This is a genomic window from Devosia sp. (genome assembly GCF_025809055.1).
GTDB lineage: Bacteria > Pseudomonadota > Alphaproteobacteria > Rhizobiales > Devosiaceae > Devosia.
Genome location: NZ_CP075529.1, coordinates 1971285 through 1996741, shown reverse-complemented (window position 1 = coordinate 1996741; position 25457 = coordinate 1971285). Strand labels below are relative to the sequence as shown.

At 63.6% G+C, this 25457-nt stretch carries 32 protein-coding genes and 1 riboswitch; of the genes, 11 read left to right on the top strand and 21 right to left on the bottom strand.

Annotated features, from left to right (window positions below; genetic code table 11):
• Window positions 1-22: 22 nt before the first annotated feature.
• Together KIT02_RS09725 and KIT02_RS09720 are read right to left on the bottom strand one after the other, a co-directional pair.
• Entirely contained in the window at window positions 23-1507 is a 1485-nt protein-coding gene (locus KIT02_RS09725; protein ID WP_297577337.1) for a sigma-54 dependent transcriptional regulator, read from the bottom strand.
• A gap of 204 nt (window positions 1508-1711) precedes the next feature.
• The gene (locus KIT02_RS09720; RefSeq protein WP_297577335.1) at window positions 1712-1885 is read right to left on the bottom strand and encodes a DUF465 domain-containing protein; all 174 of its coding nucleotides are present in this window, start codon (window positions 1883-1885) and stop codon (window positions 1712-1714) included.
• A 153-nt stretch (window positions 1886-2038) separates the two neighbouring features.
• Here KIT02_RS09720 and KIT02_RS09715 point away from each other — a divergent pair, with 153 nt between their 5' ends.
• From KIT02_RS09715 to KIT02_RS09705, 3 genes are all read left to right on the top strand, one after another.
• Entirely contained in the window at window positions 2039-2254 is a 216-nt protein-coding gene (locus tag KIT02_RS09715; protein ID WP_297577333.1) for a DUF465 domain-containing protein, read from the top strand.
• Between the two features lie 75 nt (window positions 2255-2329).
• Complete coding sequence (gene purE / locus KIT02_RS09710; RefSeq protein ID WP_297577331.1) at window positions 2330-2821, top strand: 5-(carboxyamino)imidazole ribonucleotide mutase; 492 nt, start codon at window positions 2330-2332, stop codon at window positions 2819-2821.
• A 4-nt stretch (window positions 2822-2825) separates the two neighbouring features.
• A complete protein-coding gene (locus KIT02_RS09705; RefSeq protein WP_297577329.1) occupies window positions 2826-3911 on the top strand; it encodes a 5-(carboxyamino)imidazole ribonucleotide synthase in 1086 nt (361 codons plus the stop codon).
• A 24-nt stretch (window positions 3912-3935) separates the two neighbouring features.
• On the opposite strand, the gene KIT02_RS09700 is transcribed toward KIT02_RS09705, so the two are convergent.
• Window positions 3936-4628: an alpha/beta fold hydrolase gene (locus KIT02_RS09700; protein WP_297577327.1), complete on the bottom strand. Its 693-nt coding sequence runs from the start codon at window positions 4626-4628 to the stop codon at window positions 3936-3938.
• Between the two features lie 216 nt (window positions 4629-4844).
• Between KIT02_RS09700 and rpsU the strand changes: the two genes are divergently transcribed.
• A complete protein-coding gene (gene rpsU, locus KIT02_RS09695) occupies window positions 4845-5069 on the top strand; it encodes a 30S ribosomal protein S21 (RefSeq protein WP_297577325.1) in 225 nt (74 codons plus the stop codon).
• A gap of 70 nt (window positions 5070-5139) precedes the next feature.
• On the opposite strand, the gene KIT02_RS09690 is transcribed toward rpsU, so the two are convergent.
• From KIT02_RS09690 to KIT02_RS09675, 4 genes are all read right to left on the bottom strand, one after another.
• Window positions 5140-6351 carry a multidrug effflux MFS transporter gene (locus KIT02_RS09690; RefSeq protein WP_297577322.1) on the bottom strand — a complete coding sequence of 404 codons (1212 nt, stop codon included), beginning with the start codon at window positions 6349-6351 and terminating at the stop codon, window positions 5140-5142.
• Complete coding sequence (locus tag KIT02_RS09685; protein WP_297577320.1) at window positions 6348-7157, bottom strand: alpha/beta hydrolase; 810 nt, start codon at window positions 7155-7157, stop codon at window positions 6348-6350. Before KIT02_RS09685 ends, KIT02_RS09690 begins: the two co-directional genes overlap by 4 nt.
• Before the next feature lie 42 nt (window positions 7158-7199).
• Window positions 7200-7838, bottom strand: coding sequence for a DsbA family oxidoreductase (locus KIT02_RS09680; protein WP_297577318.1), 639 nt, complete (start codon window positions 7836-7838; stop codon window positions 7200-7202).
• Window positions 7839-7923: 85 nt separating this feature from the next.
• Window positions 7924-8481, bottom strand: a complete 558-nt coding sequence (locus KIT02_RS09675) for a hypothetical protein (RefSeq protein WP_297577310.1) — start codon at window positions 8479-8481, stop codon at window positions 7924-7926.
• 146 nt (window positions 8482-8627) lie between these two features.
• On the opposite strand from KIT02_RS09675, the gene KIT02_RS09670 reads away from it, so the two are divergent.
• Window positions 8628-8831: a SlyX family protein gene (locus tag KIT02_RS09670; protein ID WP_297577308.1), complete on the top strand. Its 204-nt coding sequence runs from the start codon at window positions 8628-8630 to the stop codon at window positions 8829-8831.
• 14 nt (window positions 8832-8845) lie between these two features.
• Here KIT02_RS09670 and KIT02_RS09665 read toward each other — a convergent pair whose 3' ends face one another.
• A complete protein-coding gene (locus KIT02_RS09665) occupies window positions 8846-9250 on the bottom strand; it encodes a hypothetical protein (protein WP_297577306.1) in 405 nt (134 codons plus the stop codon).
• 83 nt (window positions 9251-9333) lie between these two features.
• Between KIT02_RS09665 and soxR the strand changes: the two genes are divergently transcribed.
• Window positions 9334-9783, top strand: coding sequence for a redox-sensitive transcriptional activator SoxR (gene soxR / locus KIT02_RS09660; protein WP_297585217.1), 450 nt, complete (start codon window positions 9334-9336; stop codon window positions 9781-9783).
• Window positions 9784-9881: 98 nt separating this feature from the next.
• Here soxR and KIT02_RS09655 read toward each other — a convergent pair whose 3' ends face one another.
• From KIT02_RS09655 to KIT02_RS09615, 9 genes are all read right to left on the bottom strand, one after another.
• Complete coding sequence (locus KIT02_RS09655; RefSeq protein WP_297577304.1) at window positions 9882-11447, bottom strand: hypothetical protein; 1566 nt, start codon at window positions 11445-11447, stop codon at window positions 9882-9884.
• Between the two features lie 187 nt (window positions 11448-11634).
• Entirely contained in the window at window positions 11635-13038 is a 1404-nt protein-coding gene (locus KIT02_RS09650; protein ID WP_297585213.1) for an NAD(P)(+) transhydrogenase (Re/Si-specific) subunit beta, read from the bottom strand.
• Window positions 13039-13046: 8 nt separating this feature from the next.
• On the bottom strand, window positions 13047-13355 hold the full coding sequence (locus KIT02_RS09645) for a proton-translocating transhydrogenase family protein (RefSeq protein ID WP_297577300.1): 309 nt from the start codon (window positions 13353-13355) through the stop codon (window positions 13047-13049).
• Window position 13356: 1 nt separating this feature from the next.
• Window positions 13357-14814: a Re/Si-specific NAD(P)(+) transhydrogenase subunit alpha gene (locus KIT02_RS09640; protein WP_297577298.1), complete on the bottom strand. Its 1458-nt coding sequence runs from the start codon at window positions 14812-14814 to the stop codon at window positions 13357-13359.
• Window positions 14815-14876: 62 nt separating this feature from the next.
• The gene (locus KIT02_RS09635; protein WP_297577296.1) at window positions 14877-15041 is read right to left on the bottom strand and encodes an aa3-type cytochrome c oxidase subunit IV; all 165 of its coding nucleotides are present in this window, start codon (window positions 15039-15041) and stop codon (window positions 14877-14879) included.
• Between the two features lie 48 nt (window positions 15042-15089).
• Window positions 15090-16895 carry a M3 family oligoendopeptidase gene (locus tag KIT02_RS09630; RefSeq protein ID WP_297577293.1) on the bottom strand — a complete coding sequence of 602 codons (1806 nt, stop codon included), beginning with the start codon at window positions 16893-16895 and terminating at the stop codon, window positions 15090-15092.
• 229 nt (window positions 16896-17124) lie between these two features.
• A complete protein-coding gene (locus KIT02_RS09625) occupies window positions 17125-17883 on the bottom strand; it encodes a sulfite exporter TauE/SafE family protein (RefSeq protein WP_297577291.1) in 759 nt (252 codons plus the stop codon).
• A 187-nt stretch (window positions 17884-18070) separates the two neighbouring features.
• Window positions 18071-18808, bottom strand: coding sequence for a cell cycle transcriptional regulator TrcR (locus KIT02_RS09620; RefSeq protein WP_297577289.1), 738 nt, complete (start codon window positions 18806-18808; stop codon window positions 18071-18073).
• Window positions 18809-18923: 115 nt separating this feature from the next.
• Window positions 18924-19973, bottom strand: a complete 1050-nt coding sequence (locus KIT02_RS09615) for an NAD(P)H-quinone oxidoreductase (protein WP_297577287.1) — start codon at window positions 19971-19973, stop codon at window positions 18924-18926.
• An 83-nt stretch (window positions 19974-20056) separates the two neighbouring features.
• Here KIT02_RS09615 and KIT02_RS09610 point away from each other — a divergent pair, with 83 nt between their 5' ends.
• From KIT02_RS09610 to KIT02_RS09595, 4 genes are all read left to right on the top strand, one after another.
• A complete protein-coding gene (locus tag KIT02_RS09610; protein WP_297577285.1) occupies window positions 20057-20239 on the top strand; it encodes a DUF1192 domain-containing protein in 183 nt (60 codons plus the stop codon).
• Between the two features lie 96 nt (window positions 20240-20335).
• On the top strand, window positions 20336-20572 hold the full coding sequence (locus tag KIT02_RS09605; protein ID WP_297577283.1) for a hypothetical protein: 237 nt from the start codon (window positions 20336-20338) through the stop codon (window positions 20570-20572).
• Between the two features lie 56 nt (window positions 20573-20628).
• Window positions 20629-20838 (top strand): hypothetical protein, encoded by a 210-nt coding sequence (locus tag KIT02_RS09600; protein WP_297577281.1) that lies wholly within the window; start codon window positions 20629-20631, stop codon window positions 20836-20838.
• 275 nt (window positions 20839-21113) lie between these two features.
• On the top strand, window positions 21114-21632 hold the full coding sequence (locus KIT02_RS09595) for a DUF1465 family protein (protein ID WP_297577279.1): 519 nt from the start codon (window positions 21114-21116) through the stop codon (window positions 21630-21632).
• A gap of 6 nt (window positions 21633-21638) precedes the next feature.
• Here KIT02_RS09595 and KIT02_RS09590 read toward each other — a convergent pair whose 3' ends face one another.
• From KIT02_RS09590 to rpmE, 3 genes are all read right to left on the bottom strand, one after another.
• Window positions 21639-21962 carry a hypothetical protein gene (locus KIT02_RS09590; RefSeq protein WP_366520538.1) on the bottom strand — a complete coding sequence of 108 codons (324 nt, stop codon included), beginning with the start codon at window positions 21960-21962 and terminating at the stop codon, window positions 21639-21641.
• Between the two features lie 6 nt (window positions 21963-21968).
• The gene (locus KIT02_RS09585; protein ID WP_297577277.1) at window positions 21969-22253 is read right to left on the bottom strand and encodes a YciI family protein; all 285 of its coding nucleotides are present in this window, start codon (window positions 22251-22253) and stop codon (window positions 21969-21971) included.
• A 68-nt stretch (window positions 22254-22321) separates the two neighbouring features.
• Window positions 22322-22543, bottom strand: coding sequence for a 50S ribosomal protein L31 (rpmE, locus tag KIT02_RS09580; RefSeq protein WP_297577275.1), 222 nt, complete (start codon window positions 22541-22543; stop codon window positions 22322-22324).
• Between the two features lie 209 nt (window positions 22544-22752).
• On the opposite strand from rpmE, the gene KIT02_RS09575 reads away from it, so the two are divergent.
• A complete protein-coding gene (locus KIT02_RS09575; RefSeq protein ID WP_297577273.1) occupies window positions 22753-24567 on the top strand; it encodes an ABC transporter transmembrane domain-containing protein in 1815 nt (604 codons plus the stop codon).
• Window positions 24568-24593: 26 nt separating this feature from the next.
• Here the strand turns inward: KIT02_RS09575 and KIT02_RS09570 are convergent, their stop codons facing one another.
• Window positions 24594-25301: a thiamine diphosphokinase gene (locus KIT02_RS09570; RefSeq protein WP_297577271.1), complete on the bottom strand. Its 708-nt coding sequence runs from the start codon at window positions 25299-25301 to the stop codon at window positions 24594-24596.
• 27 nt (window positions 25302-25328) lie between these two features.
• Window positions 25329-25428: riboswitch (TPP riboswitch) on the top strand.
• Window positions 25429-25457: the final 29 nt, after the last annotated feature.

The following is a 25457-nucleotide window of genomic DNA, read 5'->3' as shown; positions in this document are numbered from 1 at the left end:
CCCGGCCAAACGCCGGGCGGGCTCAGGCTGCGTCGTTGATCAGGCCCTCGGCCAGGCCATATTCGTGCAGCTTGCGATATAGGGTCGACCGGCCGATACCCAGGGCACGGGCAACGCGCGACATGCGCCCGCCGTGATGGGCGATTGCGAATTCGATGGCCGCACGTTCAATGGACGACAATGCCTGCAACTGGCCGGTTTCATCGAGAAACCGGTCCTGGGCGATGACGACGGGCTCTTCAACGCGCGTGCGGGCCGGGGCGGTGTCGATATGCATGGGCGCTGCCGGGGTGGGCGTGAGTTCGACCGTGCGCAGGGCCTGCTCGCGCCCCTCGGTCTGGGCCACGATCTGCGGAAAATCCTGGGTTTCGAGAAAGGCGCCGTCGGTCAACACGATGGCGCGATAGACGGCGTTTTCAAGCTGGCGCACATTGCCGGGCCAGTCATAGCGGTTGAGCAGATCGAGCGCTGCGGGCGTGATGCCCAGGATGCGCTTGCCGGCCTCGGCGGCGAAGCGGGCGACAAAGTGGTTCACCAGCGCGGCCAGGTCTTCCTTGCGGTCGCGCAGGGGCGGCACATAGACGGGGAAGACATTGAGCCGGTAGAACAGGTCTTCGCGGAACTCGCCGGACTTGGCCAGATTGAGCAGCCGCCGATTGGTGGCCGAAATCAGCCGTACATTGACCTTTTCGGGGCGGCTGGCGCCAACCGGTTCGATCTCGCCTTCCTGCAGCGCCCGCAGCAGCTTGACCTGCACCTCGGCCGGCAATTCCCCGACTTCGTCGAGAAACAGCGTGCCGTTATGAGCCTCGGCAAACTTGCCGGCCTGGTCGGCATGGGCGCCGGTAAAGGCACCCTTCTTGTGCCCGAACAGCACCGATTCAACCAGATTGGGCGGGATGGCGCCGCAGTTGACGGTGACGAAGGGTTTTCCGGCACGTTCGCCGCTGCCCTGAATGATCCGGGCCACCAGCTCCTTGCCGGTGCCGGTTTCGCCCTCGATGAGGACGGGAATCTGCGTCTTGGCCGCCTTGGCGCACAGGGTCAGTACCCGGGCCATGGCGGGGGCGCTGGCAATCATGTCGGCCTGGGTGAAGGTACCGGTGCGGCGCCCCTGCTCGGCGCGGATCGAGGCCTCGAGAGCATCGAGCTTCATGGCGTTGCGCAGGGAGATGACGAGGCGCTCGGGCGCCACGGGCTTGACGAAATAGTCGGCCGCTCCCTGGCGCATGGCCGAGACCACGGTTTCGAGCGAGGCATTGGCCGTCTGGATGATGACCGGAGTGGTCAGGCCCTCGCGGCGCATCACGTCCATGACGCCCATGCCATCGAGATCAGGCATGACGAGATCAAGGATCATGGCGCCGATCTGGCGGTCGCCGCGCAGGATGGTGAGGGCCTGTTCGCCCCCTGTTGCCATCAAGGGCTTGAAGCCGGCCTTATTGGCGACCTCCGCCGTCAGGCGCAATTGTACCGGATCATCGTCGACAACCAGAACGCGCGTCATACAGGTCCCAATTCAATTCACCCCGGCACGAATCGAGGTGTGCCGTTTTGGGAAGACGATGCCGAACGGGCCTTAAGAGGGTGTTAATCTTGAACAATCGGCCGTAGCGCGGGGAGGCGACCGGGCGGGAAGTGGCCATGAAAAAAGGGCCGCGGCTTGCGCCGTGACCCTCCAGAACCGGCCCCTAAAGGGTCGGCAATTCCGCTATTGCCGGCTGTTCTGGAGCTTGAAGAGTTCGTCCTTCACTTCGAGTTTCTTGCGCTTGAGTGCGTTGACCATCATGTCGTCAGCGGTCCGGGATTGGATTTGGGACTCTATCTGACGATCCAGTTCCTGATGGCGCCGCTCGAGCGCTGCGATGTGGCCTTCAGTCGTCATAGAAAACTCCTTTCAGCGTTTTGGACAAAGCCATCGTCACAAATATTTCATGCTTTGTCGACGCCGATCGGAGCGCGGTCCGAAATCTGATGCAAAACGATCCGTGATCGGTTAACCAAGACTATATTCGGTGCCCGACAATAGTGGTTCCCCATGCTGTCTCTGACCAAGGAACAGGAAGCCCAACTGGGTCTGGAACTGGCCACCAAACGCCAGGAACACGCCGATCTCGATGCGGCGATCCATACCCTGACGCAGTCGCATGTGGGCGACCGGATGCTGGTGCAGCGGCTCAAGAAGCGCAAGCTGATGCTCAAGGACCGGATTGTTCAGCTCGAGAACATTTTGTTGCCCGACATCATCGCCTGAGGCGTGAGCCGCCTTGTTTTGTGGCCAAATGTGGGCTAGTTGCGCGCTTTGCGGAGCGTGTACGGGGGAATCGCCATGCTCAAGCCAATGGTCGCCATCGTCATGGGCAGCCAGTCGGACTGGCCCACAATGCGGCTGGCCGCCGAAACCCTCGAAACCCTTGAAATCGAATATGAGGCGCGCATCGTCTCGGCGCATCGTACGCCCGAGCGCATGGTGGATTTTGCCACCAATGCCAAGGTCGAGGGGATCAAGGTCATCATTGCGGGGGCAGGCGGCGCTGCGCATCTGCCCGGCATGATTGCATCCATGACCACCTTGCCGGTCTTTGGTGTGCCGGTGCGCTCCAAGGCGCTCAACGGCCTCGACAGCCTTTATTCCATCGTGCAGATGCCGGGCGGTATTCCGGTGGGCACCCTGGCCATAGGCGAACCCGGCGCCATCAATGCCGCGCTGCTGGCCGCATCGGTGCTGGCGCTTTCCGATGAAGACCTCGCCGACCGGCTCGAGGCGCACCGGGCGCGCCAGGCGCAGGCCGTTCCTCATTTCCCGTCCGACCTCGAGTAGACCCTTGACCCAGTCTCCCGCTGCCCTCGCCCCCGGTTCCACCATCGGCATCCTGGGAGGCGGCCAACTGGGCCGGATGCTGGCCCTGGCGGCGGCGCGGCTGGGGCTGAAGTGCCATATCTATTGTCCTGACCCGGACAGTCCGGCCTTCGAGGTGACCCAGCACAAGACCGTCGCGGCCTATGACGATGTTGCAGCGCTGACGGCGTTTGCGGCGGCCGTCGATGTGGTCACCTATGAGTTTGAGAATGTGCCGGCCGCGACGGCGGAGGTGCTTGCCGGTCTGAAGCCGCTGCGGCCGGGTGCCAATGCCCTGGCCATTTCGCAGGACCGGCTGGCCGAAAAGGCTTTTCTCGCCTCCAAGAACATCCCCGTGGCGCCCTATAGGGCGGTTCACAGCCTTGAAGACCTCCACGCCGCCGTGGCCGAGATCGGCCTGCCGGCGGTGCTCAAGACGACGCGGCTGGGCTATGACGGCAAGGGCCAGCGTGTGCTGCGCGAACCTGACGATGCCGATGCGGCTTTTGGCGAACTAAAGCCGCATCCGCTGGTGCTCGAAGGCTTCGTGCCGTTCGAAAAAGAGATCTCGGTCGTGGTGGCGCGCGGGCTCGATGGCGCGGTGCGCACCTTCGATGCGGCCGAGAACGTCCACCGCAATCACATCCTTCACACCTCAACGGTTCCGGCCGACATTCCGCCGGGCGTCGATAAGCACGCGCAGATGCTGGCCAAGGTCATCGTCGTGGCGCTCGACTATGTCGGGGTGCTCGGGGTCGAGTTTTTCGTGGTGGCCGGGGAGCGGCCGAGCCTGGTGGTCAATGAAATCGCGCCGCGCGTCCACAATTCGGGGCACTGGACCGAGGCGGTCTGTCTCACCGACCAGTTCGAGCAGCATATCCGTGCCATTGCCGGCTGGCCGCTGGGCGATCCGCGGCGCATGGCCGATGTGGTGATGCAGAACCTGATCGGCGACGAGGTCGATCGCGTGCCGATGGAGCTCGATGGGGACAGCCAGCCGCATCTTTACGGCAAGGCAGAAGCCCGGCCCGGCCGCAAGATGGGTCATGTGAACACCATCGTAAGGGGCTGAGACGGTTCCGCGGCTCCACTCAGGCTATCGGGCGAGCCAGTTTCGCATGGCGGCGATGACCGAGGCCGGATTTTCCATGGTCGGCAGGTGCGCGGCCTCCGGAAAGCGGACGAGGTCCGCCCCGGGGATGTGCTGCGCCATTTCCTCGGCCAGTTCGGGCGGTGTCATCTTGTCGAGCATGCCCACGCCGACCAGGGTCGGTACGGCGATGTCGGCGAGATGGGGGACGGAATCGATCCGGCCGAGAATCGCCTTTTGTTGACGGATATAGGCCTGCTCGCCCACGCGCTCGGACATGGCCTGCACCTCCTCGGCCAGCGGCGTGCCCAGATGGTGCGGCGCGACGAGCTGGCCCAGCAACCCCCGGGACACGCCGATGAACTTGCCCTGGCCGATCATCTCGATGCCCTTGCGCCGGGTTTCGCGGCGCTCTTCGGTGTCGGCGCGGGCCGAGGTGTCGAACAGGGCCAGGTGCGTGACCCGGTCGGGCGCCTGGCGCATGATTTCGAGCGCCACATAGCCGCCCATGGACAGCCCCGCCAGGGCGAAGCGCTGGGGCGCTGCCGCCAGCGTGCGGCTGGCCATGGCGGCGATGGTGTCATCAAGGCGCAGATCGGCCACCATGGGGGCCACGCGGTCGGCCAGGCCGTCGATCACATCGCGCCAGAGGCGGGCGTCGCAGATGAGTCCGGGTAGAAAGACGACGGGCTGATGCATGGGATGGCTCTCCATTGGCTCCGCCCAGCGTTAGCGCGATGGGTCGAAGCGGGCAATATGTCTGCAATTTTCCGGTCCCCATGTGTGGACAGGTCGGGAATCTTGCGTTATAGACCCCGCCACGGTGACCGGCTTCCGCTGGTCGGCGACGTGGCTGTTTTGGCCGCGGCGCTTCAATCCAACCAAATTGCCAGGCTTTGAAAGGGCAGTTGACCTTTGCAAGTAGTCGTTCGCGATAACAATGTTGACCAGGCGCTGCGCGCGCTCAAGAAGAAGCTGCAGCGCGAAGGTGTCTTCCGCGAGATGAAGCTTCGCAATTATTATGAAAAGCCCTCCGAAAAGAAGGCCCGCCAGAAGGCAGAAGCTGTGCGCCGCGCGCGCAAGCTGGCCCGCAAGCGCGCCCAGCGCGAAGGCCTGATCGCGGCTCCCGGCCGCAGCTAGTCGGCCCTGACCGTTCTGATTTGAAACGCCGTCCCTTCCGGGGCGGCGTTTTCGTTTGTCCGGCAATAGGCTAGTGCGGCTGGCGAGCGCGGCGCCAGCGATCAAAGACCGCCAGGGCAATGGTGGTTGCCGCCACGAGCGGCAGCATGACGACCAGCGCCGTCCAGGCGTCTGGAAACAGCAGGCCTGCCGCCAGCGAGCCGGCAAATCCGCCGCCCACCTGGAAAAAGCCGGTCATGGCGCCGGCGGCACCGGCCATGGATCCGAACCCCGACATGGCGGCTGCGGTGGCGCTGGGGCTGAGGAAGGCGATGCCGAGCATCCATACCCCCACCGGCGCCATGACCGCGATGACCGAAGCGGGAAACAGAGGCGGCAGCACCGCAAAGCCGAGGCCGCTGATACCGAAGAGAATCAGGGAAGTGGACATCAGTCTTGGGCCCGATATCCGCATGGCGAGGCCGCTGACGATCAGATTGCCGGTGATGAAGGATGCAGTCTGCACCAGCATGGCCATGGCGAACTGGAAGGGCGTGAGACCCATGCCATCGATGAAGATGAAGGGGAGCAGGGCGGTAAAGCCGTGAAAGCCCCAGAAGGCAAGACACAACAGCAGTGTGGGGACGAGGAAATCCGGCGCTGCCAGGAGCTTGCGGTAATTGCCGAAGATGACGCCGGGCCGGAACGGAATGCGGGCGCTTTCCGGCAGGGTCTCACGGGCATTGGTGGCCAGGAGCGCCAGGATGGCGAGGCCGAATCCGGCCATGACCACGAACATGATGTGCCAGGTGCCGAGCAGCAGGATGACGCTGCCCAGGGTCGGCGCCACGGCCGGCGTCACCGTCAGAATGAGGTTGATGAGGGTGAGGATGCGAATGGCTTCGCTGCCGGCGAACTGATCGCGCACCATGGCGCGGGAGAGCGCTACCCCGGCGGAAACGCCGAAACCCTGTACGAAGCGGCCGATGAACAGCACCTCGAGCGAGGGTGCGAGCGCACAGATCAGGCTGCCCAGCACATAGACGGCGAAGAAGGCCATGCCGACGCGGCGTCTGCCATAGCGATCCGAGAGCGGACCGCAGATCAATTGCGCCAGGGCAAAGGCTGCGAAATAGACGGTCAGGGTCAATTTGCCGGCTGCGTCGCTGCTGCCGAAATCGGCCACGATGGTGGGCAGGGCCGGGGTATAGAGCGTGAGGCTCAGCGGTCCGGTCGCCACCATGAGACCGCCAATGATGGCGGTGCGGCGCGCTGACATGCCCGCCGGGGCGGGGGAGGTCACGGGGTCATCGCCTGCTCGAAGAACGGCCTGGCTTCTGCCCAGATGCCGGCGTCCCAGAGATCGGAATGGCCGGCGCCGGGGACGATCCAGAGGTCGACCGGATTGGGTGCCAGGGCGTAGAGACGCTCGCCATTGGAGACGCCGATGGTGGTGTCCGCAGTGCCATGAGCCACCAGCACCGGTTCGCTGACCTCGGCGATCCACTGATCATTGCGGAACTGATCCTGCATCACCAGCGATACCGGCAGAACCGGATAGCGTTCGCCCGCTACGGTCACGGCCGACAGGAACGGCGTTTCGAGCAGCAGGGCAGCCGCATCGCGCTGGCTGGCCACATAGGTCGCCGGACCCGAGCCGAGCGATCGACCCCAGATGAGCAGGGGCGCGCCCTGTTCGGCGGCCCAGTCGAAGGCGGTCAGCGCATCGGTGAGGATATTGTCCTCCGAGATCGCGCCGGGCGAGGCAGGAAAGCCACGATAGTCGAAGGCGATGAAGCCGTAGCCATCGGCCACGAACCGGGCGTAGCGCTCATGCTCGCGGCTGAAGCTGCCGGAATTGCCCTTGTAATAGACGATGATCGGCATGCCCGGCCGGGGCGGCTGATACCAGCCGTTGATCGTCCCGTCTCCCGAGGGCAGGGCGATGGCGCGGGCCTGGGTAAGCGCGGTCTCGGCAAGTGGGGTGATGGGACCTTCGGCGTCGTATTGAAGGGCGCGCTGATTGAAGAACATGTAGCCGACAATGGCGGCGTAGAGAGCCACGAGGACAATGGCGGCGATGACGACGATCCGGCGCAGCAGTTTCACGATACCTCTCTTCCGCGCCGGCCTAAAGAAGCGCGGGCGCTGTCACAACTCGGAGGTAATCTTTTCCAGCGCCTGATGGAAGACCTCATCTGGCTGAGCGCCGGAGAGGGCATATTTGCCGCCGAAGACGAAGAAGGGCACACCACGAATACCCTGTTCGGCCGCGCTCTGGGCCAGTTGGGCGGTGATGGACAATTCATGCTCGTCGGTAATGGCATCCAGCGCGTCGCCCCGGTCCCAGCCATGCTCGACGGCAATATCGACCAGGACATTGTCGTCGTTGATCTGGCGATGGCCGAGGAAATAGGCCTCGGCAATGGCATTGGCCAATTCGTGCTGGTTGCCGTTGCCGCGGGACAAACGGGTGATGGTATGGGCCTTGGCAGTGTTGAACATGCGCGGCTGCTGGCTGAGATCGAGATCGATGCCGGCCTTTTTCGCCTCGCCTTCCACCCGGGCCCACATCTCCTGGGGGTCGCGGCCATACTTGGCTTTGAGCATTTCGCCCACGTCCACGCCTTCGGGGGGAACGCTTGGGTCGAGATAGAAGGGATGGTTCTCGATTTCGACTTCCACATCCTCGGGCAGGGACGCCAGCGCCTGATCGAGACGGGCAGAGCCGACGAGGCACCAGGGGCAGACAACGTCGGTGAACACATCGATCTTGAGCAGTTTGGTCATGGCGAACCCTTCAAACGAAATCCTCCCGCCCAGATGGCTGTCCGGGCGGGAGGTGACAAGAGGGCACTTGCGGGTAACCGGCCAATCAGGCGGCGGGCGGGACCGGGTTCTGGCCCTGGATGAGGGCAAAGGGCGGCGTATAGGCAGCGGTGATCACCAGGCCCATTGCGGCGCTGAGGCCCAGAACCGACAGCACTGGGGCCATCAGCCAGCCGGCCAGCGGGGAGGCCGCACCGGCGCGGCGCAGGGCTGCCAGCGCCAGAAGGAACAGGCTCGAGCACAGGATGCCAAGCTGCAGCGAATCCAGCGGCGGGGTGATGAAGGGCAGGAGAATGTATGCAGACGTGAACGCGGCCAGCCAGAGGCGCGTAGCCCGGTCGGCGCGGGCGTCGAGAAGGGCCCAGAAGGCGCCGCCCAGAAGGGCGAGCTGGAACAGGTGAATGGCGCCGCCAGCCCAGCCTGGCAGGCCGAACGGGGCGAAGAACAGGGGCAGCACGCCCAGGCTCTCGAAGACCAGGTTGACGAGGCCGAAAATGCCCATGGGCAGACCGGCGCAGACGATCATGGTCAGAACCGGACGCAGATTGGCGCTGACGACGGACTGGGTCGAGGCAGTGGTGGTAAACGTTGCTGCGGTGGCCATTTTCGCGGCTCCCCATTGCATATTGCCACCTAGAAACGGCCATTGTTGTGGATAAGTTCCGTTTGCGTCATCTCTCCGCCGCAAGCGGAGCGGCTTGAGGGAGCCGCAAAAGGCGGCTAACTGGGGTCGATTTGGTAAGCTGGGAGATGGAGATGGAACAGCGGATCGAGGCGCTGGAGACGCGCATCGCCTATCAGGACCAGACGATCGAGGAGCTCAATGCCGCCCTGACCGAGCAGTGGAAAGTCGTCGATCTCCTGACCCGAAAACTCGCGCTCCTCGAAGAGCAGGTCCGCTCGGGCAGCTATATTGCCGATCCGGCGACGGACAAGCCGCCGCCGCATTACTGAGCCGAGGGGACTGCTCAGTTGAAGGCCAGGACCGCGCAGAAGATGGTGCCGATCAGCGCCAGGCGCGTGACAAGGCCGAAGACTTTCGGCGGAATGGACTTTCCCCACGGGGTGAAGCCAATGACCAGAGCCAGGATTATGGCTGCAACGCACGCCATCTTTGCGGCGAACCAGGGGTTTGACCACAGCCCTGCGTCATAGCGAATGGCGACCATCAGCAGGCCCGTGGTCACCAGCACAGCCAGGCTCAGGCGGGCGTTGATGCTCAACTGCCGGGTGAGCGGACCGAGGGTCGCACGCCCTTCGGCACCCAGGGCCATCATGCGCGGAACCAGGGCGGGCATGATGATATTGGTGGCGGCGGCGAACAGCAGCGCGCCGATGTGGATGAACAGCAGCAGGCGAAAGACATCGTCCAATTTCGGCACTCCTCGGCCGGGCGGCGCCGGCTTGTTGCGTGGATGATCGATTGATAGAACCTCAACAATGGTTGAGGTCAATACTGATGTTGAAGTCTCTGTTGAGCGTCGGAGAGGTTGCCCAAAGGTCGGGCGTGGCAGTGTCGGCACTGCATTTCTACGAGCGCAAGGGGCTTATCCAATCCCTGCGCACCGGCGGCAATCAGCGGCGCTACGAGCGCAGCGTGCTGCGGCGCGTTGCGGTCATCCAGGCGGCGCAAAGTGTCGGCCTGTCGCTGGAAGACATCGGCCTCGCCATGGCGGGCCTGCCGCGTGACAGCGCACCCACGGCAGAAGATTGGGAGAGGATGTCGCAGGCCTGGCGCCAGGCCCTCGATGCCCGGATCGACCGGCTGATCCGGCTGCGCGACGGCCTCGAGAGCTGTATTGGCTGCGGGTGCCTGTCCACCCAAACCTGTCCGCTGCGCAATCCGGGCGATCGCCATGGCCGCAGCGGTGGCACCGGTTCGGAGGTCCTGGGTGGACCGGACTAGAGCATTCGCTCTGATAGAATCAGAACGAATGCTCGAACTCTTTTGATTGGTCGCGTTTTCGAACCAGAAAAGTGGTGTCCACTTTTCTTGAAAACGCTTTATGACCGCTCCAGCCCGACCGCGTCGCGGAAGACTGTGATGTGCGGGGCCGGGGGTGAACCGGGCTGGGCTGTATCGGTCCAGTAGAAATTATGCGTGAACAGGCGCCATTCGAGCCGTCCCCAATGGATCTCGACATCGATGTCGCGGATGCCCGGCCCGAAGCGGTCGGCCCCAGCGAGAGGACCCGAAATGGCGTCGCCAAGAAAGAACATGGGCGAGTCGAACCGGTCGAACAGATTGGTCCAGCGCACTGCCGAGAATACTGCGGCATGGTGGGCGACCGCGCCCATCTTGGCATCGACATAGAGCGCGCCCTGGGTCTCGTCATAGTTTTGCGCCGGCGCCGTCGGCAGGACGCGCTCGACTTTCATGCGGGCGAAGTCGGCGGCACCGTCGGTGATGAGGAATTCGGCGCTGGAGAGGGGTGAGCCCAGGGTGATGAGATCGGACACCTTCCAGCCGGCGGGCTTGGTGTCGTCGGTTGCCTTTTGCTGGCGCATGGCTTCGAAAGCCTGCCACTGCAGCGCCTGGAAGCGGGCGATATCCGCCTCGCTCCATTGGTCCGTTGGCGCCTGGGCGACAAAGGCGTCAATGGCCTTGAACGCCTCGGCGGCCTGGTGGGTGGGCGGATTGTCCTTGGTTGGGCCGACCTCGCGCCACAGGATATGCAGCAGGTCATAGGCCAGCACCGAACCCAGCGAATGGGCGATGACGATCACCCGGTCATATTCAGGATCCTGATGCAGTGCCTTGAGCAGCGCCAGGCCGCGATTGCGCACCCCCTGGCGGCTCTGCACGGTCTCGGTCTGGGCGGAGAGATAACTGGCGGCATCGCCGAAATAAGGCAGCAGCATGGTGTCGGCGAGGTAGGCGAGCCAGCCCAAGAGCATGAGATTGACCGCATGGCCGCTCCAGCCAAAGCTGTCGAGTACGCCCACCGCTATGAGAAAGATCAGCGCCTGCGTGGGGATGCGCTTGATGAAGGCCAGTTGCCGGATGAATTTCGGCAACAGGACCAGGGCGAGGCCAGTAAGGCTGATCAGGTGGCCGCGGCGGGCTTCCGGGGCCAGAAACTGGTCGTACCAGTCGAACTGCAGGAGTTTGGGCAGCGACAGCAGCGCGCCCATGGCGCTGATGATGGTGATGACCGTCAGCACCCAGAACACCGCCCAGGGCCAGCGCATGTGCTGCGGCACATAGGCCGGGTCGATCCATAACAGCCGCCGCAGCCAGCGCCACAGATTGCGCAGCGGCGTGGCGTTGAGCAGGTCCGCGTAGTAGAGTTCAAAAAAGTCGGTGCGCCGGCCATTGTGTTCGGGCGTCGTGATGCGCTGCAACTCGTAGAGGCCGCTCTTGTCGTCTGGCACGATCCAGATCGGCCGGGGCCGGGGATGGTCTTCACCCGGGGTGTCGAGTTGCGGATTGTCCTGCCAGAGGGTGTGGACAAAGTCGCGGATGGTGCCCATGGGCCGCTGCTCGCCCTGGCCGTGCACGATCACCACGGCCTGCCGCCGGATCGGTGGCGCTGACCCGGATTTGGTGCTGCGCGTTGCCTTGGCCATCATGTCCCTCCCGCAGCCGTCATGATTGACTATTGCGTCACTGCCGCGCAAGCGGCGATGTCACCAAGCAAAAGGCCCGCCGAAGCGGGCCTCTGTGTGTTTTACTAGGGCCCCGCCATTCGAGCGCAGCTCTCGTGGGCCCTAGCCTGAAATCTCTCCACCGGAGAGATTTTGCCCTTTGGGCCGGTTAGTGGCCAAGCGCCTTGACGATGTCCTCGGTCATCTTCTTGGCGTCGCCGAACAGCATCATGGTGTTGTCGCGATAGAACAGCTCGTTCTGGACACCGGCATAGCCGGCGGCCATGCCGCGCTTGATGAACAGCACCGTGCCGGCATCTTCGACGTTGAGAACCGGCATCCCGTAAATGGGCGAGGTCTTGTCAGTCTTGGCCGAAGGATTGGTGACGTCATTGGCGCCGATGACGAAGGCGACGTCCGACTGAGCGAATTCGGAGTTGATGTCTTCGAGTTCGAACACCTCGTCATAGGGCACATTGGCCTCGGCCAGGAGTACGTTCATGTGCCCGGGCATGCGGCCGGCCACCGGATGGATGGCATATTTGACCTCGACGCCGGCGGCCTTGAGCATGTCGGCCATTTCGCGCAGGGCGTGCTGGGCCTGGGCCACGGCCATGCCGTAGCCGGGCACGATGATGACCTTGCCGGCATTTTTCATGAGGAAGGCCGCATCGTCCGCTGCCCCCTGCTTGACCGGGCGGTCGTCTTCCTCGCCACTGGCGGCAGCAGCAGCATCGCCACCAAAACCGCCCAGGATGACGGAGATGAAGCTGCGGTTCATCGCCTTGCACATGATGTAGGACAGGATGGCACCCGAGGAGCCAACCAGGGCGCCGGTAATGATCAGCGCGGTATTGCCCAGTGTGAAGCCGATGCCGGCCGCAGCCCAGCCCGAATAGGAATTGAGCATCGAAACCACGACGGGCATGTCGGCGCCGCCGATGGGGATGATCATCAGCCCGCCCAGCACCAGCGCCAGAATGGTGATCAGCCAGAACAGCCAGGGATTGCCCGTGACGGTGAAGGCCCAGACCAGCGCAATGATGGCGACGCCCATGCCGATATGGATGAGGTGGCGGGCCGGCAGCAGGATCGGCCGGCCGCTCATATTGCCGTTGAGCTTGGCAAAGGCGATGACCGAGCCGGTGAAGGTGAAGGCGCCGATGGCGGTGCCGATCGACATTTCGATCAGCGCCTGGGCATGGATATGGCCCGTTTCGCCGATGCCGAAGGCCTCTGGCGCGTAAAGCGCGGCTGCGGCGACGAAAACGGCAGCCAGACCCACCAGCGAGTGGAAGGCGGCGACCAGTTGCGGCATGTCGGTCATCTTGACCGAGCGGGCGATATAGGCGCCGATGCCGCCACCAAGGCCGAGACCGCCGATGATCAGCAGCCAGCTGACAAAGTCGGACGGGGCGGCCACGGCGAGGGTGGTGAGGATGGCAATGCCCATGCCCACCATGCCGAAAAGGTTGCCCTGGCGGGCGCTGGCCGGGCTGGACAGGCCGCGCAGGGCCAGGATGAAGAGAACGCCGGCGACCAGATAGAGCAGGGCGGCGAAGTTAGCGTCGATCATTTGCCTCAGCCCTTCTTCTTGTACATGGCCAGCATGCGCTGGGTCACGAGGAAGCCGCCGAAGATGTTCACCGAAGCGAAGACCAGGGCGATGAAACCGAAGAGCTTGGAGACCCAGCTGGCGTCATGAACCATGTTGACGCCCACGGCCAGAAGAGCGCCGACGACGATCACCGAAGAAATGGCATTGGTGACGCTCATTAGCGGCGTGTGCAGGGCCGGGGTCACCGACCAGACCACGAAATAGCCGACGAAGATGGCCAGGACGAAGATGGCGAGGCGGAAGGTGAAGGGGTCGATTGCCGATACGTCCATCTTACTTTCCTTCCTTGGGAGCGGCTGGCTTCTTGGCGGCCGGTTTTTGCGCTGCGGGCTTCTTGGCGGCGGCATCGGCCTTTGGCGCATTTGCCTTGCGAGCGGGGGCTTTCCTGGCGACGACAGGCGCAGCGGGGGCGGGCGTGACCACTGCCTCGGGCACTGGTGCGGCTTGCGCCTTTGGTGCTGCCTTCTTGGGAGCGGCCGGTTTGCCGGTGGCGCCGGTCTTGGCCGGGGCGGCCTTGGCCGGGGCGGCCTTGGCCACAGGCTTTGTTGCTGGCTTTTTCGGCGCAGCCTTGGGCTTGGCCACAGGCTTGGGTGCTTCGGCCGCAGCGGCGCCGACGAAATTGGGGTGAACCACCGCGCCGTCGCGGGTCAGCACAGTGGCCTTGACCAGTTCGTCATCCCAGTTGATCGCGAGCTTTTTCTCCTTCTTGTCCACCAGGGTGTCGATGAAGGAGAGCAGGTTGCGTGCGTAGAGCTGGCTGGCGGTGGTGGGAATGCGGCCCGCCAGATTGGTATGGCCGATAATGGTCACGCCATTATGGTCGATGACCTTGCCCGGCTGGGTCAGTTCGACATTGCCGCCACGTTCGGCGGCGAGGTCGACGATCACCGAACCGGGCGCCATCGATTCAACCATGGCCTTTGTCACCAGCTTGGGTGCCGGCCGGCCCGGAATGAGGGCGGTGGTGATGACGATGTCCTGCTTGGAAATGTGCCCGGCGACCAGTTCTGCCTGTGCGGCCTGTTCGTCCTTGGTCAATTCGCGCGCATAGCCACCGGTGCCCGAGGCATCCTTGAGGGCCTCGGTCATGATGAATTTGGCGCCGAGGGATTCGACCTGCTCGCCGGCGGCGGCGCGCACGTCGGTGGCCGAGACGACCGCGCCCAGGCGCTTGGCGGTGGCGATGGCCTGAAGGCCCGCCACGCCGGCGCCCATGACGAAGGCCTTGGCCGGGCGCACGGTGCCGGCGGCCGTCATCATCATCGGCATGGCGCGTTCGAAGACGGCAGCGGCCTCAACAACCGCCTGGTAGCCGGCCAGATTAGCCTGGGAGGAGAGGATGTCCATGACCTGGGCGCGGGTGATGCGCGGCATGAATTCCATGGCCACCGCCGAGACGCCGGCCTTGGCCAGGGCGGCGATATCGGCCTCGTTGCCATAAGGATCAAGCGCGCCGATCACCAGCGCACCCTTGGCAGTGCCGGCGATATCGGTGGCGCGGGGGCGGCGGACGCAAAGAACGATGTCGGCGTCCTTGACGGTTGCGGCCGTGGTGGCAGCAAGCGTGGCGCCCGCTTCCTGGTACAGATTGTCGGACAGGCGGGAGGCCTGCCCGGCGCCCTTTTCCACCGTCACGGCGGCGCCCAGGACGATAAGCTTGCCGACGGTCTCGGGCGTTGCCGCGACGCGGCTTTCACCCTCGAACCGTTCACGCAGAACGGCAATTTTCATGGAAACTCTCCTGCCCGCCTGCCCGGGGGCAGGCTGTGTTTATCGCCTGCTGGTCGGTCTGATCAGGGATTGATCACGAAGAACAAAATGACCATCAGGGCCGCGAGGGCGTAAATGGACCACTTCACGCCCAGGACAAAGCCGTCATAGGTTTTTTCGTGTTCGGCATAGTCCATGGCGGATTCCAGTACGGGTGCTGGGTGGGGTTCGGCGTGGTGTTTGGCCATTGAGTCCTCGAAAGTAAATCCGTCTTACGTTTAAAAGCCGGTTGCCCCTCAGGGAGAGGTGGCTTCCAGTTCGTCGATCAGCCCCTCAATCATGGAAAGGCCGAGCGACCAGAATTGGGGGTCCTTGGCGTCGAGCCCGAACGGCGCCAACAGTTCGGAATGGTGCTTGCTCCCCCCGGCCTTCAGAAGCTCGAAATAGCGCTCCGCAAAGCCATCGCTGGCCTTCTCATACTGCGCATAGAGCGAGTTCACAAGGCAATCGCCGAAGGCATAGGCATAGACATAGAAGGGCGAGTGGATGAAGTGCGGAATATAGGTCCAGAAGACCTCGTAGCCTTCATTGGCAATGATGGCGTCGCCGAGTGACTCCGCCTGCACCTCGAGCCACATGGCGTTGATTTCTTCGGCGCGCAATTCACCCTGGCGGCGCGCGGTGTGGACCTTGCGCTCGAAGGTATAGAAGGCGATCTGGCGCACCACGGTGTTGAGCATGTCCTCGACCTTGGACGACAGCAGGGCAAAGCGCTGTTTCGGATCCGTGGTCTTGTCGAGCAGGGCCCGGAAAGTCAGCATTTCGCCGAAGACCGAGGCAGTCTCGGCCAGGGTCAGCGGCGTATTGGCGAGGATCGGGCCCTGGGCTGCGGCGAGGCGCTGGTGCACGCCGTGGCCCAGTTCATGGGCCAGGGTCATGATATCGCGGGTGCGCCCGAGATAGTTCAGCATCAGATAGGGGTGGGCGCTGGGCACGGTGGGGTGGGCAAAGGCGCCCGAAAGCTTGCCATTGCCGGTCGGCGCATCGATCCAGCCGGAATTGAAGAAGGGCTTTGCGACCTCTGCCAGATCCGGCGAGAAGCGGCCATAGGCGTCCATCACGGTGGTGACGGCGGTGTCCCAATCCCAGATGCGCTCGTCGCTGGTGGGCAGGGGCGCGTTGCGGTCCCAGGCATTGAGCTTGTCCTTGCCGAACCATTTGGCTTTCATCTTGTAGTAGCGGTGCGAGAGGCGCGGATAGGCCGCCTGCACGGCGGACTGGAGCGCATCCACAACTTCGCGCTCGACCGAATTGGCCATGTGGCGGCTATCTGCAATGTCCTTATAGCCGCGCCAGCGGTCGGAGATTTCCTTGTCCTTGGCCAGGACATTGGTGATGTGGGTGAAAAGGCGCCCATTGGCCTTCAAAACCTTGGCCAGGGCGTTGAAGGCGGCTTCGCGTTTGGCCTCATCTTCATCTTCACTCAAGATGTGAAGCGTGAGGGAGATGTTTAGCTTTTCGCCTTCAACGTCAAACTCAAGGCTTGATAAAGTTTCGTCATAAAGTCGATTCCAAGCTGAGAAAGCTGTTGCAGACTTGTCGTGGAACAGTTCTTCTAGCTTGTCATCGAGCTGATATGGCTTTGCTTTGCGGAGCTCAGCGAGCCAAGTGCGATATCGCGACAGTTCTGGATCGGCATTGAGCGCCGACTCAAGGTCGGCATCGTCTATTCGATTCAGTTCCAGGCCAAAGAACAATGTCTTGGTTGACAGATTAGTGAGCGCCTCGTTGGTGTCGCCCATGAATTTGACTCGGTCACCGTCTTGGGTGTCCTGCGCGTAGTGGAGAAACGAGAACGATCCAATCTTGCCCGTCAAGTCATCTAATTTCTCACTGTCCTTGATCGCCTCGATCAGCTTGCCCGAACCGGTCAGCTCCGCCAGTTTGCCCTTGTAGTCAGCCTCGAATTTGGCCGCCAACGCCTTGGCCTCGTCCAGGCCCGCCTTGAATTCGGCGCTGTCCTGGCCCGGATAGAGATCGTTGAGATCCCAGACCGGCAGGTTACCGAACTGGTTGTGGCCCTTTTGAGCGGTTGCGGACATGGCACGCGACTCCCGAAAACTGTTTCGGGCCGGACCTTAGCCAGCGGGCGCAGCGATGTGAAGGCGGTCCGGTGACGCGGTGGTGGGTTGGTGGCCCAACTCGCACTGGGCTGCCCTCGGGCGCGACCCGAGGGCCATTTTGAGCGGAGAATAATATTCAGGCATGGCAATGACAGGCCCTCGGATCAGGTCCGAGGGCAGCCCCGTGCTTGCGGGAATATGAAAAGGGCTAACCCGCCAAAAGCCGGCTCGTGCCTTCCCAGATCAACTGCAGGGCCAGCAGGAACACCAGCCAATAGGCGATGCGGTAGAAGAGGCGGGCATCGATGCGGCGCACGAGATAGACGCCCAGAAACACGCCTGCCATGCCCACCGGCGCCAGGGCGGCCGACAGCATCAGGTTGTGAACGTTGAGCTGGCCCAGAAAGTAATAGGGCACGAGTTTTGAGGCATTGACGATGGCAAAGAAGAAGGCGGTGGTACCTGCATAGACGGCAGGAGGCAGCTTGCGGGGCAGGACATAGATCTGGAAAGGCGGGCCGCCGGTGTGGGAGATGAAGCTGGTAAAGCCGGCAATGCTGCCCCAGAAGGCGCCCCATGGGCGGGACGGCGGCAGGCCTTCGAGCTTCTTGCGCAGCGGCAGGATGGCGTCGAGCACGAAGAGCAGGGTGACGACACCCACCATCAGCAGCACGACCGCATCGCTGACCACGGCCCAAAGCGCCCAGCCAACCAGGGTGCCGATGGCAGCGCCGGGCAGCATGATCCGCAATATGCCCCAGTCGCATTCCCGCCGGTACATCCAGATGGCCACCGCATCCATGCAGAGTAGGACTGGGAGCATCATGCCCGCGGCATCGCGCGGCGCCATGACGAGAGCGAGCAGGGGCACGCCGACCACGCCCAGGCCACCCAGAAGCCCCGCCTTGGACAGGCCGACGATAAGGACGGCGGTTACGGCGACGGCGACGAAGATGAGATCGAACATGGGTGGGCTCGTCTGAGAAAGGTCACTCCACCCGGCCGCCCCTAAAGAAGGGGGAGGAGAAGGATTGAGACGACCGCGTTGTTGTCGTTGCCCCGATGGGTGCCTCTCCCTCCTGCAGGGGAAGGCCAGGTGGGGGATAAATTTGTAAGCCCGAAAGAAAACCCCCGCCGGAGCGGGGGTGGTGGGATCAATCCTCGTCGGCGGTGTCCGACTTGAGGGACTTGAGCTTGGAGAAGACCGAATCGGCATCCAGCTCGTCGTCATTGCCGTGCGAGGACCGGCCGCCGTCTTCCTCGCCATAGCCGGCTTCGGCATCGGCAGAGCTGCGGCCACCGGCGCGGGCCAGGGCCTCTTCGGCGGTGAGCAGGGTCGTGCCTTCGGCAATTTCGTTCTGGGCCGGGGCATCCTTGGAGGCGCGCTTGACTTCGAGATCGAGGTCGATCTGGCTGCAGAGGCCCAGCGTGACCGGGTCCATGGCCGTGAGGTTGGCCGCGTTCCAGTGGGTGTTTTCGCGCACCGAGTCGATGGTCGACTTGGTCGTGCCCACGAGGCGCATGATCTGCGCGTCCTTGAGCTCGGGGTGATTGCGCACCAGCCACTTGATGGCATTGGGACGCTCGTTGCGGCGCGAGATGGGGGTGTAACGCGGGCCCTTGCGCTTGACGGCGGCGACGCGAACCTTGGGGTCGGACACCTTCATGCGGTAATTGGGATCGGCCTCGGCCTTCTCGATCTCCTCGCGGGTCAACTGCCCGTTCTGGATCGGATTGACGCCCATGATGCCGCCGGCGACGTCGCCATCGGCAATGCCCTGCACTTCCAGCGGATGCAGGGTGCAGAAGGCCGCGATCTGCTCGAAGGACAACGCCGTGTTGTCCACCAGCCAGACGGCGGTCGCCTTGGGCATCAGAAGGGTCTGGGACATAGCAAAATTTCTCCTAGTGGCGCGACCGGTCTTGCTCCGGGCCGCTCCGCCTCTTGGTCAAATCCTGAGGGGAATTGCCGCTGAATATAAGGAGAATGCCACCGATCCGCAATGACTAAACTGGGTCTTGTGCGGCGCCGAAATCGGTCAGCAGCACGATCTTGCCGCTATGGGCGCGGCTCTCCATCAGCCGGTGCGCTTCTGCTGCCCGGGCCAGGGGAAAGTTGCTTAGGCTCGGCCGGACCCAGCCGGGCTTGGCCAGGGCTGGCAAGAGGTCATCGCGTATCCGCTTGGCGATGGCGGCCTTGGTCGCCGCCGATTGGGGCCTGAGGGTCGACCCCGACAGGGTCAGTCCCTTGGCCATCATCTGGCGCAACGGCACATTGGCGCTGGTGCCTTCGAGCGTCGAAACTTGCACGATATGCGCGCCGGGCGCACAGGCGGAAATGTTTACGGCCGCCATGTCACCGCCGATCAGATCGACTACCCGATCGACGCCATGACCCGCCGTTGTGGTGGATACGGCCTGCACAATGTCATCGGTGGTCCGGTTGATGGTGGCCACGGCCCCCAGGCGCCGGCAATAGGCGGCCTTATCGTCGCTGGAGACAATGGCGATGGGGCGAGCCCCCAGAATTTGGGTGATCTGAATGGCGGCGCTGCCTATGCCGCCGGCCCCGCCATGGATCAAAACGAACATGCCCGGCTCAAGGCCAGCGCGCATGACCAGGGTCTGGGTGACGGTGAACCAGGTTTCGGGCAGGGCGGCAGCTTCCGCATAGGACCAGTTGGCGGGGGCCGGCAACACCTGCCCGGCCGGTACGGCTGCATATTCGGCATAACCACCGCCATTGGTCAGCGCCATGACCCGATCGCCGATGGCCAGTTTTGTCACGGTGCTGCCGAGCGCGACGATTTCGCCGGCGACTTCGAGCCCGGGCAGAGGGGAAGCGCCCGGTGGCGGATCGTAGTGGCCGCGCCGCTGCGCCAGATCGGGTCCATTGACGCCAGCTGCGGCCACGCGGATCAGCACCTGGTCCGGTTGCAGATCGGGCAAGGGTTGGGGCCCGGCCACAAGGACTTCAGGGCCGCCGGGAGCGGTGATGGAGATGACCTGCATCTGGCCAGGCAGGGACGGGATGGGAGGTGTGGGCGATGTGTTCATGGCGCCATGCTGGCCGAGATGGGCTTGCCGGGCAAGCCGGGTTGGATACACTCGGGTAAGGTCATTTCGCATGGAGGACAGGGATGGACGAGGACGTGCACAAGCGCCCACCGGCTCACGAAGTCGGCATGGTTCTCGATGCCCTTTCGGTGGAAGAGCTCGAGGAACGCATCGTTTTGCTGGAAGCGGAAATCACGCGGCTACGGGCAGCTATCGCCGCCAAGGGGTCATCGCGCTCGGCCGCCGAGGCGGCTTTCAAGTTTTGATTCAATTGCGACGCCGTTAGGCTTAACGATCAGTTACAGTTCTGCGCTGGCGCGCGCCCTGCTAGCATCTGGAATACCCAATCAAAGGTGGCGGATATGGATTGGAATCTTCTTGGTGCGGCCGTTTTGCTGGCGCTCGCAGGCTTTTACTTCATGGAAGGCGAGATGCGTCGGGCCCCGATGGAAGAGGTGACTGCCCGTATTCTCAAGCCGGCGCGCAATGCGCTGGAGCGCGCCTGGCTCGCCGAGCCGGTGCAGGTGTTCATGAGACAGATTCTGTCGGCACGTCATCGGCGTGCCGGAGACTGGAGGGTCGGCCGCAGCCAGGTCTGAGCCTGGGAACCGATCCTGCAGCAAGCCAGTTCAGTCGTCGCAAGGAGGATGTGTCGATGATGAGGCGAGATGCAGTTCTGGAAGGGGTGAAGCCGGGCGATCTGGCTGGCTTGCAGCGCCTGGCGCTGGGGCGGGACAGGGTCCGCGACGATGACCTGGCGGGCCTGGTCGCCAAGGGCTGGGTCGAGCTCGCAGGTGGCATGGCGCTGATCACCCTGGCCGGACGGACGCTGCTGGAGGCCGGGGACCGAAGCAAAATCCGTTAACCGGACGGCAGGGTTAAGATTTCGACTCCTGTTAACATCGAATTAATCTTTACGGGTTAGGGTCTCATTATTCAGATTGTTCTGAATTTTTCAGAGTGGTTTCTCCCTCTGTTTGACGCCTCCCTGTTAACTTCGAGAGCCGTAACCTGCGGCTCTTTTTCTTTTTCTGGCGCCGGGAGTGCGCGCCACGGTTAAACCAGATTTTTAGAATAGTCCCCCGAACCGCGTGACCTTGCGGACGCGTGCGCCTATCATGGCCCGACACAGGAGGAAGCGTGTCAGAGACCGGAGAAGAGACGCAGACCGTCGCCCTTGGCCCGCGCATCGTTGCTTCGGGTGGCTTTGACCTGCTCTATCGCGAGGGCATGAGCCTGATAGAGACAGTGGCTGCCTATCTCGACGGTGAAGGTCGATTGGAAAGCCGGGTGCTGCCGCGCGAGGCGGCCTTCCTCTATGCGACCGAATCCATGCGCCTGACGACGCGCCTCATGCAACTCGCCTCCTGGCTTTTGCTGCAACGGGCGGTCAATGAGGGCGAGATTACCAAGGAAAATGCCCGCTCCGAGAAGGAGAAGGTGAAGTTCTCCGCGACGCCTTCCGAGCGCGGCGGGCCCGGCTATGACCAATTGCCTGACCGCTTGCGCGGGTTCATCGATCAGGGCGACCGTCTGTTCGAGCGGGTGCTGCAGCTGGACACTCTCGAGCGCGGCAAGATGCCGGACCGTGACAAGGGCCTGGCCAATGGCATTGCCGACCAGCTTGCCCGTCTCAAGGCCGCTTTCGCGCCGTCCTGAGGGACATTAGCCGCGCGGCCCGAAATAGATGATGGCCGCGCCGGCCAGGGCCACAGCTGCGCCGATCAGGTCCCAGCGGTCGGGCCGCACCTGTTCTATGCCAGCCATGAACGCCACCGAAGCGAGAATGTAGATGCCGCCATAGATCGCAAAGGCACGTCCGGCGCTGTCTGTTCCGGTCTGCGACAGGAGATAGCCAAACAGGCCCAGCGCCGCGAGGGCAGGCAGCCATAGCCATGGCTGCTCGTGGCGAACAGCAAGCCAGATGAGATAACAGCCGCCGATTTCGAATGCGGCAGCGGCAATAAACAGCAGCGATGTCAGCGCCATACCGGCTCAGCCCTTGAGCGCTTCAAGGCCCGGCGCGGTGCGGCTGACCAGGATGCTTGTGAACTCGTAGCGCGCGACCCCGGCCAGCACGAACGGGTCCTGGGCGGTCAGCGCTTCCAGCTCCGCCAGGGGGCCGCGCGCCAGAATGACGCCACCCGTGCGGGGTTCCTTGCGGCCCGAGGCGAGGAAATATCCGCGGTCGTAACCCTCGGCCACCCAGGCCAGATGCGGCTCGACATGGCGGTCAACCTGATCGAGCGGCACCAGGTAGGTCAGTGACAGGATGAACATAGTGGCCCCCAGCACAAGACAAAGCCCGGCGCGAAGGCCGGGCTTTGAAAGATATTCGGATCGGTTCGTTAGATACCGAGGCCCTTGAAGCGCTCCTTGAAGCGCGAAACGCGGCCACCGCGGTCCATCAGCTGGCCCGTGCCGCCCGTCCAGGCAGGATGGGTCTTGGGGTCGATGTCGAGCTGCAGCGTGTCGCCTTCCTTACCCCAGGTCGAACGGGTCTGGTAGCTGGTGCCGTCGGTCATGACCACGTTGATGACGTGGTAATCGGGATGAATGTCGGCCTTCATGGTATGCCTCAAATCAAACGGGCGCCGCGGCGCCCGGATTGCGTAATCTGGTTGTTGGTCGGCTTCCTACAGCAATGGGTGGCGTTCCGCAAGACCGCAGCAGCGGCATTTTTGCCCAGACCGGGCCGGTTGCGGGCCGGAAGGGCAGGGCCTATATGAGTGCGGCCGCCGCGAGCGGCCATCCCGCTCAACGGACATCGACGTTTGCCATGACCGAACAGGCCGCTCCCCTTGGGGCTGATCCCGAGAAGATCGCCGGCACGGCTGGTGTGCAGCCGCGCAAGCTGCAGCCGCTGAAGCGTCTGGTGCCGTTCATTCTCGCCTATCCGGTGCGGCTGACGCTGACCATCATTTTCCTTTTGATTTCCGCCACGACTTCGCTGGCCATTCCGGCAGCCCTGGGCGGGGTGATCGATGAAGGTTTCGTCGCACAGAACCTCGACAATGTCGGGCGATATGGCTGGGCCATTGTGGCCATTGCGGCGCTGATGGGACTGGCGAGCGGGGCGCGATTCTATTTCATCTCGGTGATCGGCGAGCGGGTGCTGGCCGATCTGCGCCAGGCGGTCTTTGCGCATCTGCTGCGGCTGGACACGCGCTATTTCGATACCCACCGGGTGGGCGAACTCACCAGCCGGCTGAATGGCGACGTGGCCGTGATCCGCGGCGCGATCGGCTCGAGCCTGTCGCTGGCGCTGCGCTCGCTGGTGACCATTGCCGGCGCCCTGATCATGATGGTGCTGACGAGCCCGGTGCTGACCCTGGCCGTGGTCGTCGCGGTGCCGTCCATTCTTTTCCCCGTCATTGCCTATGCGCGCCGCCTGCGCGGCATGTCGCGCAAGACTCAGGACGCGCTGGCGGAACTGTCGGCCATGGCCACCGAAATGCTGGGGGCGCCGCGCACGGTCAAGGCGTTCACCCAGGAGACCGAGCAGGCCCATATCTATGACCGGCACAGCGAAGCCAGCTATCAGGCCGAGGTGCGCCGGCTGGGGGCAAGATCGGTGCTGGTGGCGCTGGTCATTTTCCTCGGCACCGCGGCGCTGGTGGGCCTGGTCTGGTGGGGCGCCCGGGCCGTCTTCGACGGCAGCGTCACCGTGGGGCAACTGGCCCAGTTCGTCGTCTATGCCCTTATGGCCTCGGGCGCACTGATGAATGTTTCGGAAGTCCTGGGCACACTGCAGCAGGTGGCCGGAGCCACCGAGCGGCTGACCGAAATCCTCGATACCGAGGCCGATATCCGCAATCCGGCGCAGCCCCTGTCGCTGCCGGTTCCGCCCCTTGGTACCGTGGCGTTCGAGGACGTGTCCTTTGCCTATGAAAGCACCAATGGACCGGTGCTCGATGGCGTGAGTTTTTCGGTCGGCAAGGGCGAGACGGTCGCCCTTGTGGGGCCATCGGGTTCGGGCAAGTCGACGACCCTGTCGCTGTTGCAGCGCTTCTACGACGTCAATGCAGGCACGATACGGGTCGACGGCGTCGACATCCGCCAGCTCGACCTAGCCGAATTGCGCCAGCGCTTTGCCTATGTCGAGCAGGAGCCCACCATCTTTGCCGGCACGATTGCCGACAATATCCGTTTCGGCAAGCCCGAGGCCGGTGACGAAGAGGTGGAAGCTGCGGCACGGGCGGCGCTGGTCCATGACTTCGTGATCGAGATGCCGGCTGGTTACGATACCATGGTCGGCGAGCGCGGGGTCATGCTGTCGGGCGGGCAGAAGCAGCGGCTTGCCATTGCCCGCGCCATTCTCAAGAACGCCCCGATCCTCCTGCTCGACGAGGCGACCAGTGCCCTCGATGCGCAGAGCGAGCGGCTGGTGCAGGTGGCGCTCGAACACCTGATGGAAGGGCGCACGACGCTGGTCATCGCCCATCGCCTCGCCACGATCCGGGACGCGGATACCATCCTGGTCATGGATGGCGGCGCCATTATAGACCGGGGCAACCATGAGGACCTGGTGGCCAAGGGTGGCCGCTATGCCGACCTGGCCAAGCTGCAGTTCCGGCTGGAAGGCGCTGCTTAGAGCTTCTTCCGAGCCGCCGAAGGGCCTTAGTAGCGCGGCAGGGCTTCAAGGCAGGTTTCAACCATATCCCAGAGCCGCTCGCGTCCGAGGATCAGCAACCAGGGCGTAGGATTGGCCGGAATGATCTCCACACGCCCGGCAGTTGCCGCGTTTGAGGTGCCGCCCAGCCCGCCCGGCTCGAGGGTAAGGCCATCGAGCGGATAGAGCAGCCCGGTGGACCGGTGAAACCGGATGGGCAGCAGCGGATGGACCGAGACGCGTTCGTCCGGCCGTGCGGCAAAACCGATCGGGCCGACCACGGCCAGGGCGATATCGGTTTCATCGATGACCAGCAGATGCCGGTCCGCCGCCACCTGCAGCACGGCATTGAGGGCAGCGAGTGTGTGGTCGAGCCGCTTGCCGGTCATGCCGACAGCCAGCGTCACCGGCGCGCTTGTGGAATAAAGGCACTTCTGGAAATCGGTGGTGAGCTGCTCGGCAATGTGGACCACCCGCGTGCGGCTTTCCCAAGCGGCGCGGTCGGACAGCGAATCGAGGTCGCCGATAATGGCCTCGGGCACAAGGCCCGCTGCGCCGATGGTATCGCCACCGCCATCGGCCCCGATCAGTGGGATGCCGCGACGCGCCAGGTCTGCCAAGAGTTGCTGGTCGACACTGCCCCCGCCGACAATGGCGATGGGTTGCTCGTACTGAAGTGGCAGGGGGCCGTCTGGGCCTTTTGGAGGGGATTGCACTAGCGAGGTTCTCTCAATATGGTCCGCACCGTCTCGCTGGGGTGTTCCGGTCCTGCCGGAGCTGAGAGTTACCCATTGAACCTGAACCAGGTCATGCTGGCGGAGGAAGATCGAGATGGCAAGGGCATCTCGCCCTCCATTTGACCCCCTTCACCC

Coding starts and splice junctions, on each gene's coding strand:
- KIT02_RS09725 (WP_297577337.1), bottom strand. CDS start 1,507: ATGACGCGCGTTCTGGTTGTCGACGATGATCCGGTACAATTGCGCCTG.
- KIT02_RS09720 (WP_297577335.1), bottom strand. CDS start 1,885: ATGACGACTGAAGGCCACATCGCAGCGCTCGAGCGGCGCCATCAGGAA.
- KIT02_RS09715 (WP_297577333.1), top strand. CDS start 2,039: ATGCTGTCTCTGACCAAGGAACAGGAAGCCCAACTGGGTCTGGAACTG.
- purE (WP_297577331.1), top strand. CDS start 2,330: ATGCTCAAGCCAATGGTCGCCATCGTCATGGGCAGCCAGTCGGACTGG.
- KIT02_RS09700 (WP_297577327.1), bottom strand. CDS start 4,628: ATGCATCAGCCCGTCGTCTTTCTACCCGGACTCATCTGCGACGCCCGC.
- KIT02_RS09680 (WP_297577318.1), bottom strand. CDS start 7,838: ATGACCAAACTGCTCAAGATCGATGTGTTCACCGACGTTGTCTGCCCC.
- KIT02_RS09675 (WP_297577310.1), bottom strand. CDS start 8,481: ATGGCCACCGCAGCAACGTTTACCACCACTGCCTCGACCCAGTCCGTC.
- KIT02_RS09670 (WP_297577308.1), top strand. CDS start 8,628: ATGGAGATGGAACAGCGGATCGAGGCGCTGGAGACGCGCATCGCCTAT.
- KIT02_RS09655 (WP_297577304.1), bottom strand. CDS start 11,447: ATGGCCAAGGCAACGCGCAGCACCAAATCCGGGTCAGCGCCACCGATC.
- KIT02_RS09645 (WP_297577300.1), bottom strand. CDS start 13,355: ATGGACGTATCGGCAATCGACCCCTTCACCTTCCGCCTCGCCATCTTC.
- KIT02_RS09640 (WP_297577298.1), bottom strand. CDS start 14,814: ATGAAAATTGCCGTTCTGCGTGAACGGTTCGAGGGTGAAAGCCGCGTC.
- KIT02_RS09635 (WP_297577296.1), bottom strand. CDS start 15,041: ATGGCCAAACACCACGCCGAACCCCACCCAGCACCCGTACTGGAATCC.
- KIT02_RS09630 (WP_297577293.1), bottom strand. CDS start 16,895: ATGTCCGCAACCGCTCAAAAGGGCCACAACCAGTTCGGTAACCTGCCG.
- KIT02_RS09625 (WP_297577291.1), bottom strand. CDS start 17,883: ATGTTCGATCTCATCTTCGTCGCCGTCGCCGTAACCGCCGTCCTTATC.
- KIT02_RS09620 (WP_297577289.1), bottom strand. CDS start 18,808: ATGTCCCAGACCCTTCTGATGCCCAAGGCGACCGCCGTCTGGCTGGTG.
- KIT02_RS09615 (WP_297577287.1), bottom strand. CDS start 19,973: ATGAACACATCGCCCACACCTCCCATCCCGTCCCTGCCTGGCCAGATG.
- KIT02_RS09610 (WP_297577285.1), top strand. CDS start 20,057: ATGGACGAGGACGTGCACAAGCGCCCACCGGCTCACGAAGTCGGCATG.
- KIT02_RS09605 (WP_297577283.1), top strand. CDS start 20,336: ATGGATTGGAATCTTCTTGGTGCGGCCGTTTTGCTGGCGCTCGCAGGC.
- KIT02_RS09600 (WP_297577281.1), top strand. CDS start 20,629: ATGATGAGGCGAGATGCAGTTCTGGAAGGGGTGAAGCCGGGCGATCTG.
- KIT02_RS09590 (WP_366520538.1), bottom strand. CDS start 21,962: ATGGCGCTGACATCGCTGCTGTTTATTGCCGCTGCCGCATTCGAAATC.
- KIT02_RS09585 (WP_297577277.1), bottom strand. CDS start 22,253: ATGTTCATCCTGTCACTGACCTACCTGGTGCCGCTCGATCAGGTTGAC.
- rpmE (WP_297577275.1), bottom strand. CDS start 22,543: ATGAAGGCCGACATTCATCCCGATTACCACGTCATCAACGTGGTCATG.
- KIT02_RS09575 (WP_297577273.1), top strand. CDS start 22,753: ATGACCGAACAGGCCGCTCCCCTTGGGGCTGATCCCGAGAAGATCGCC.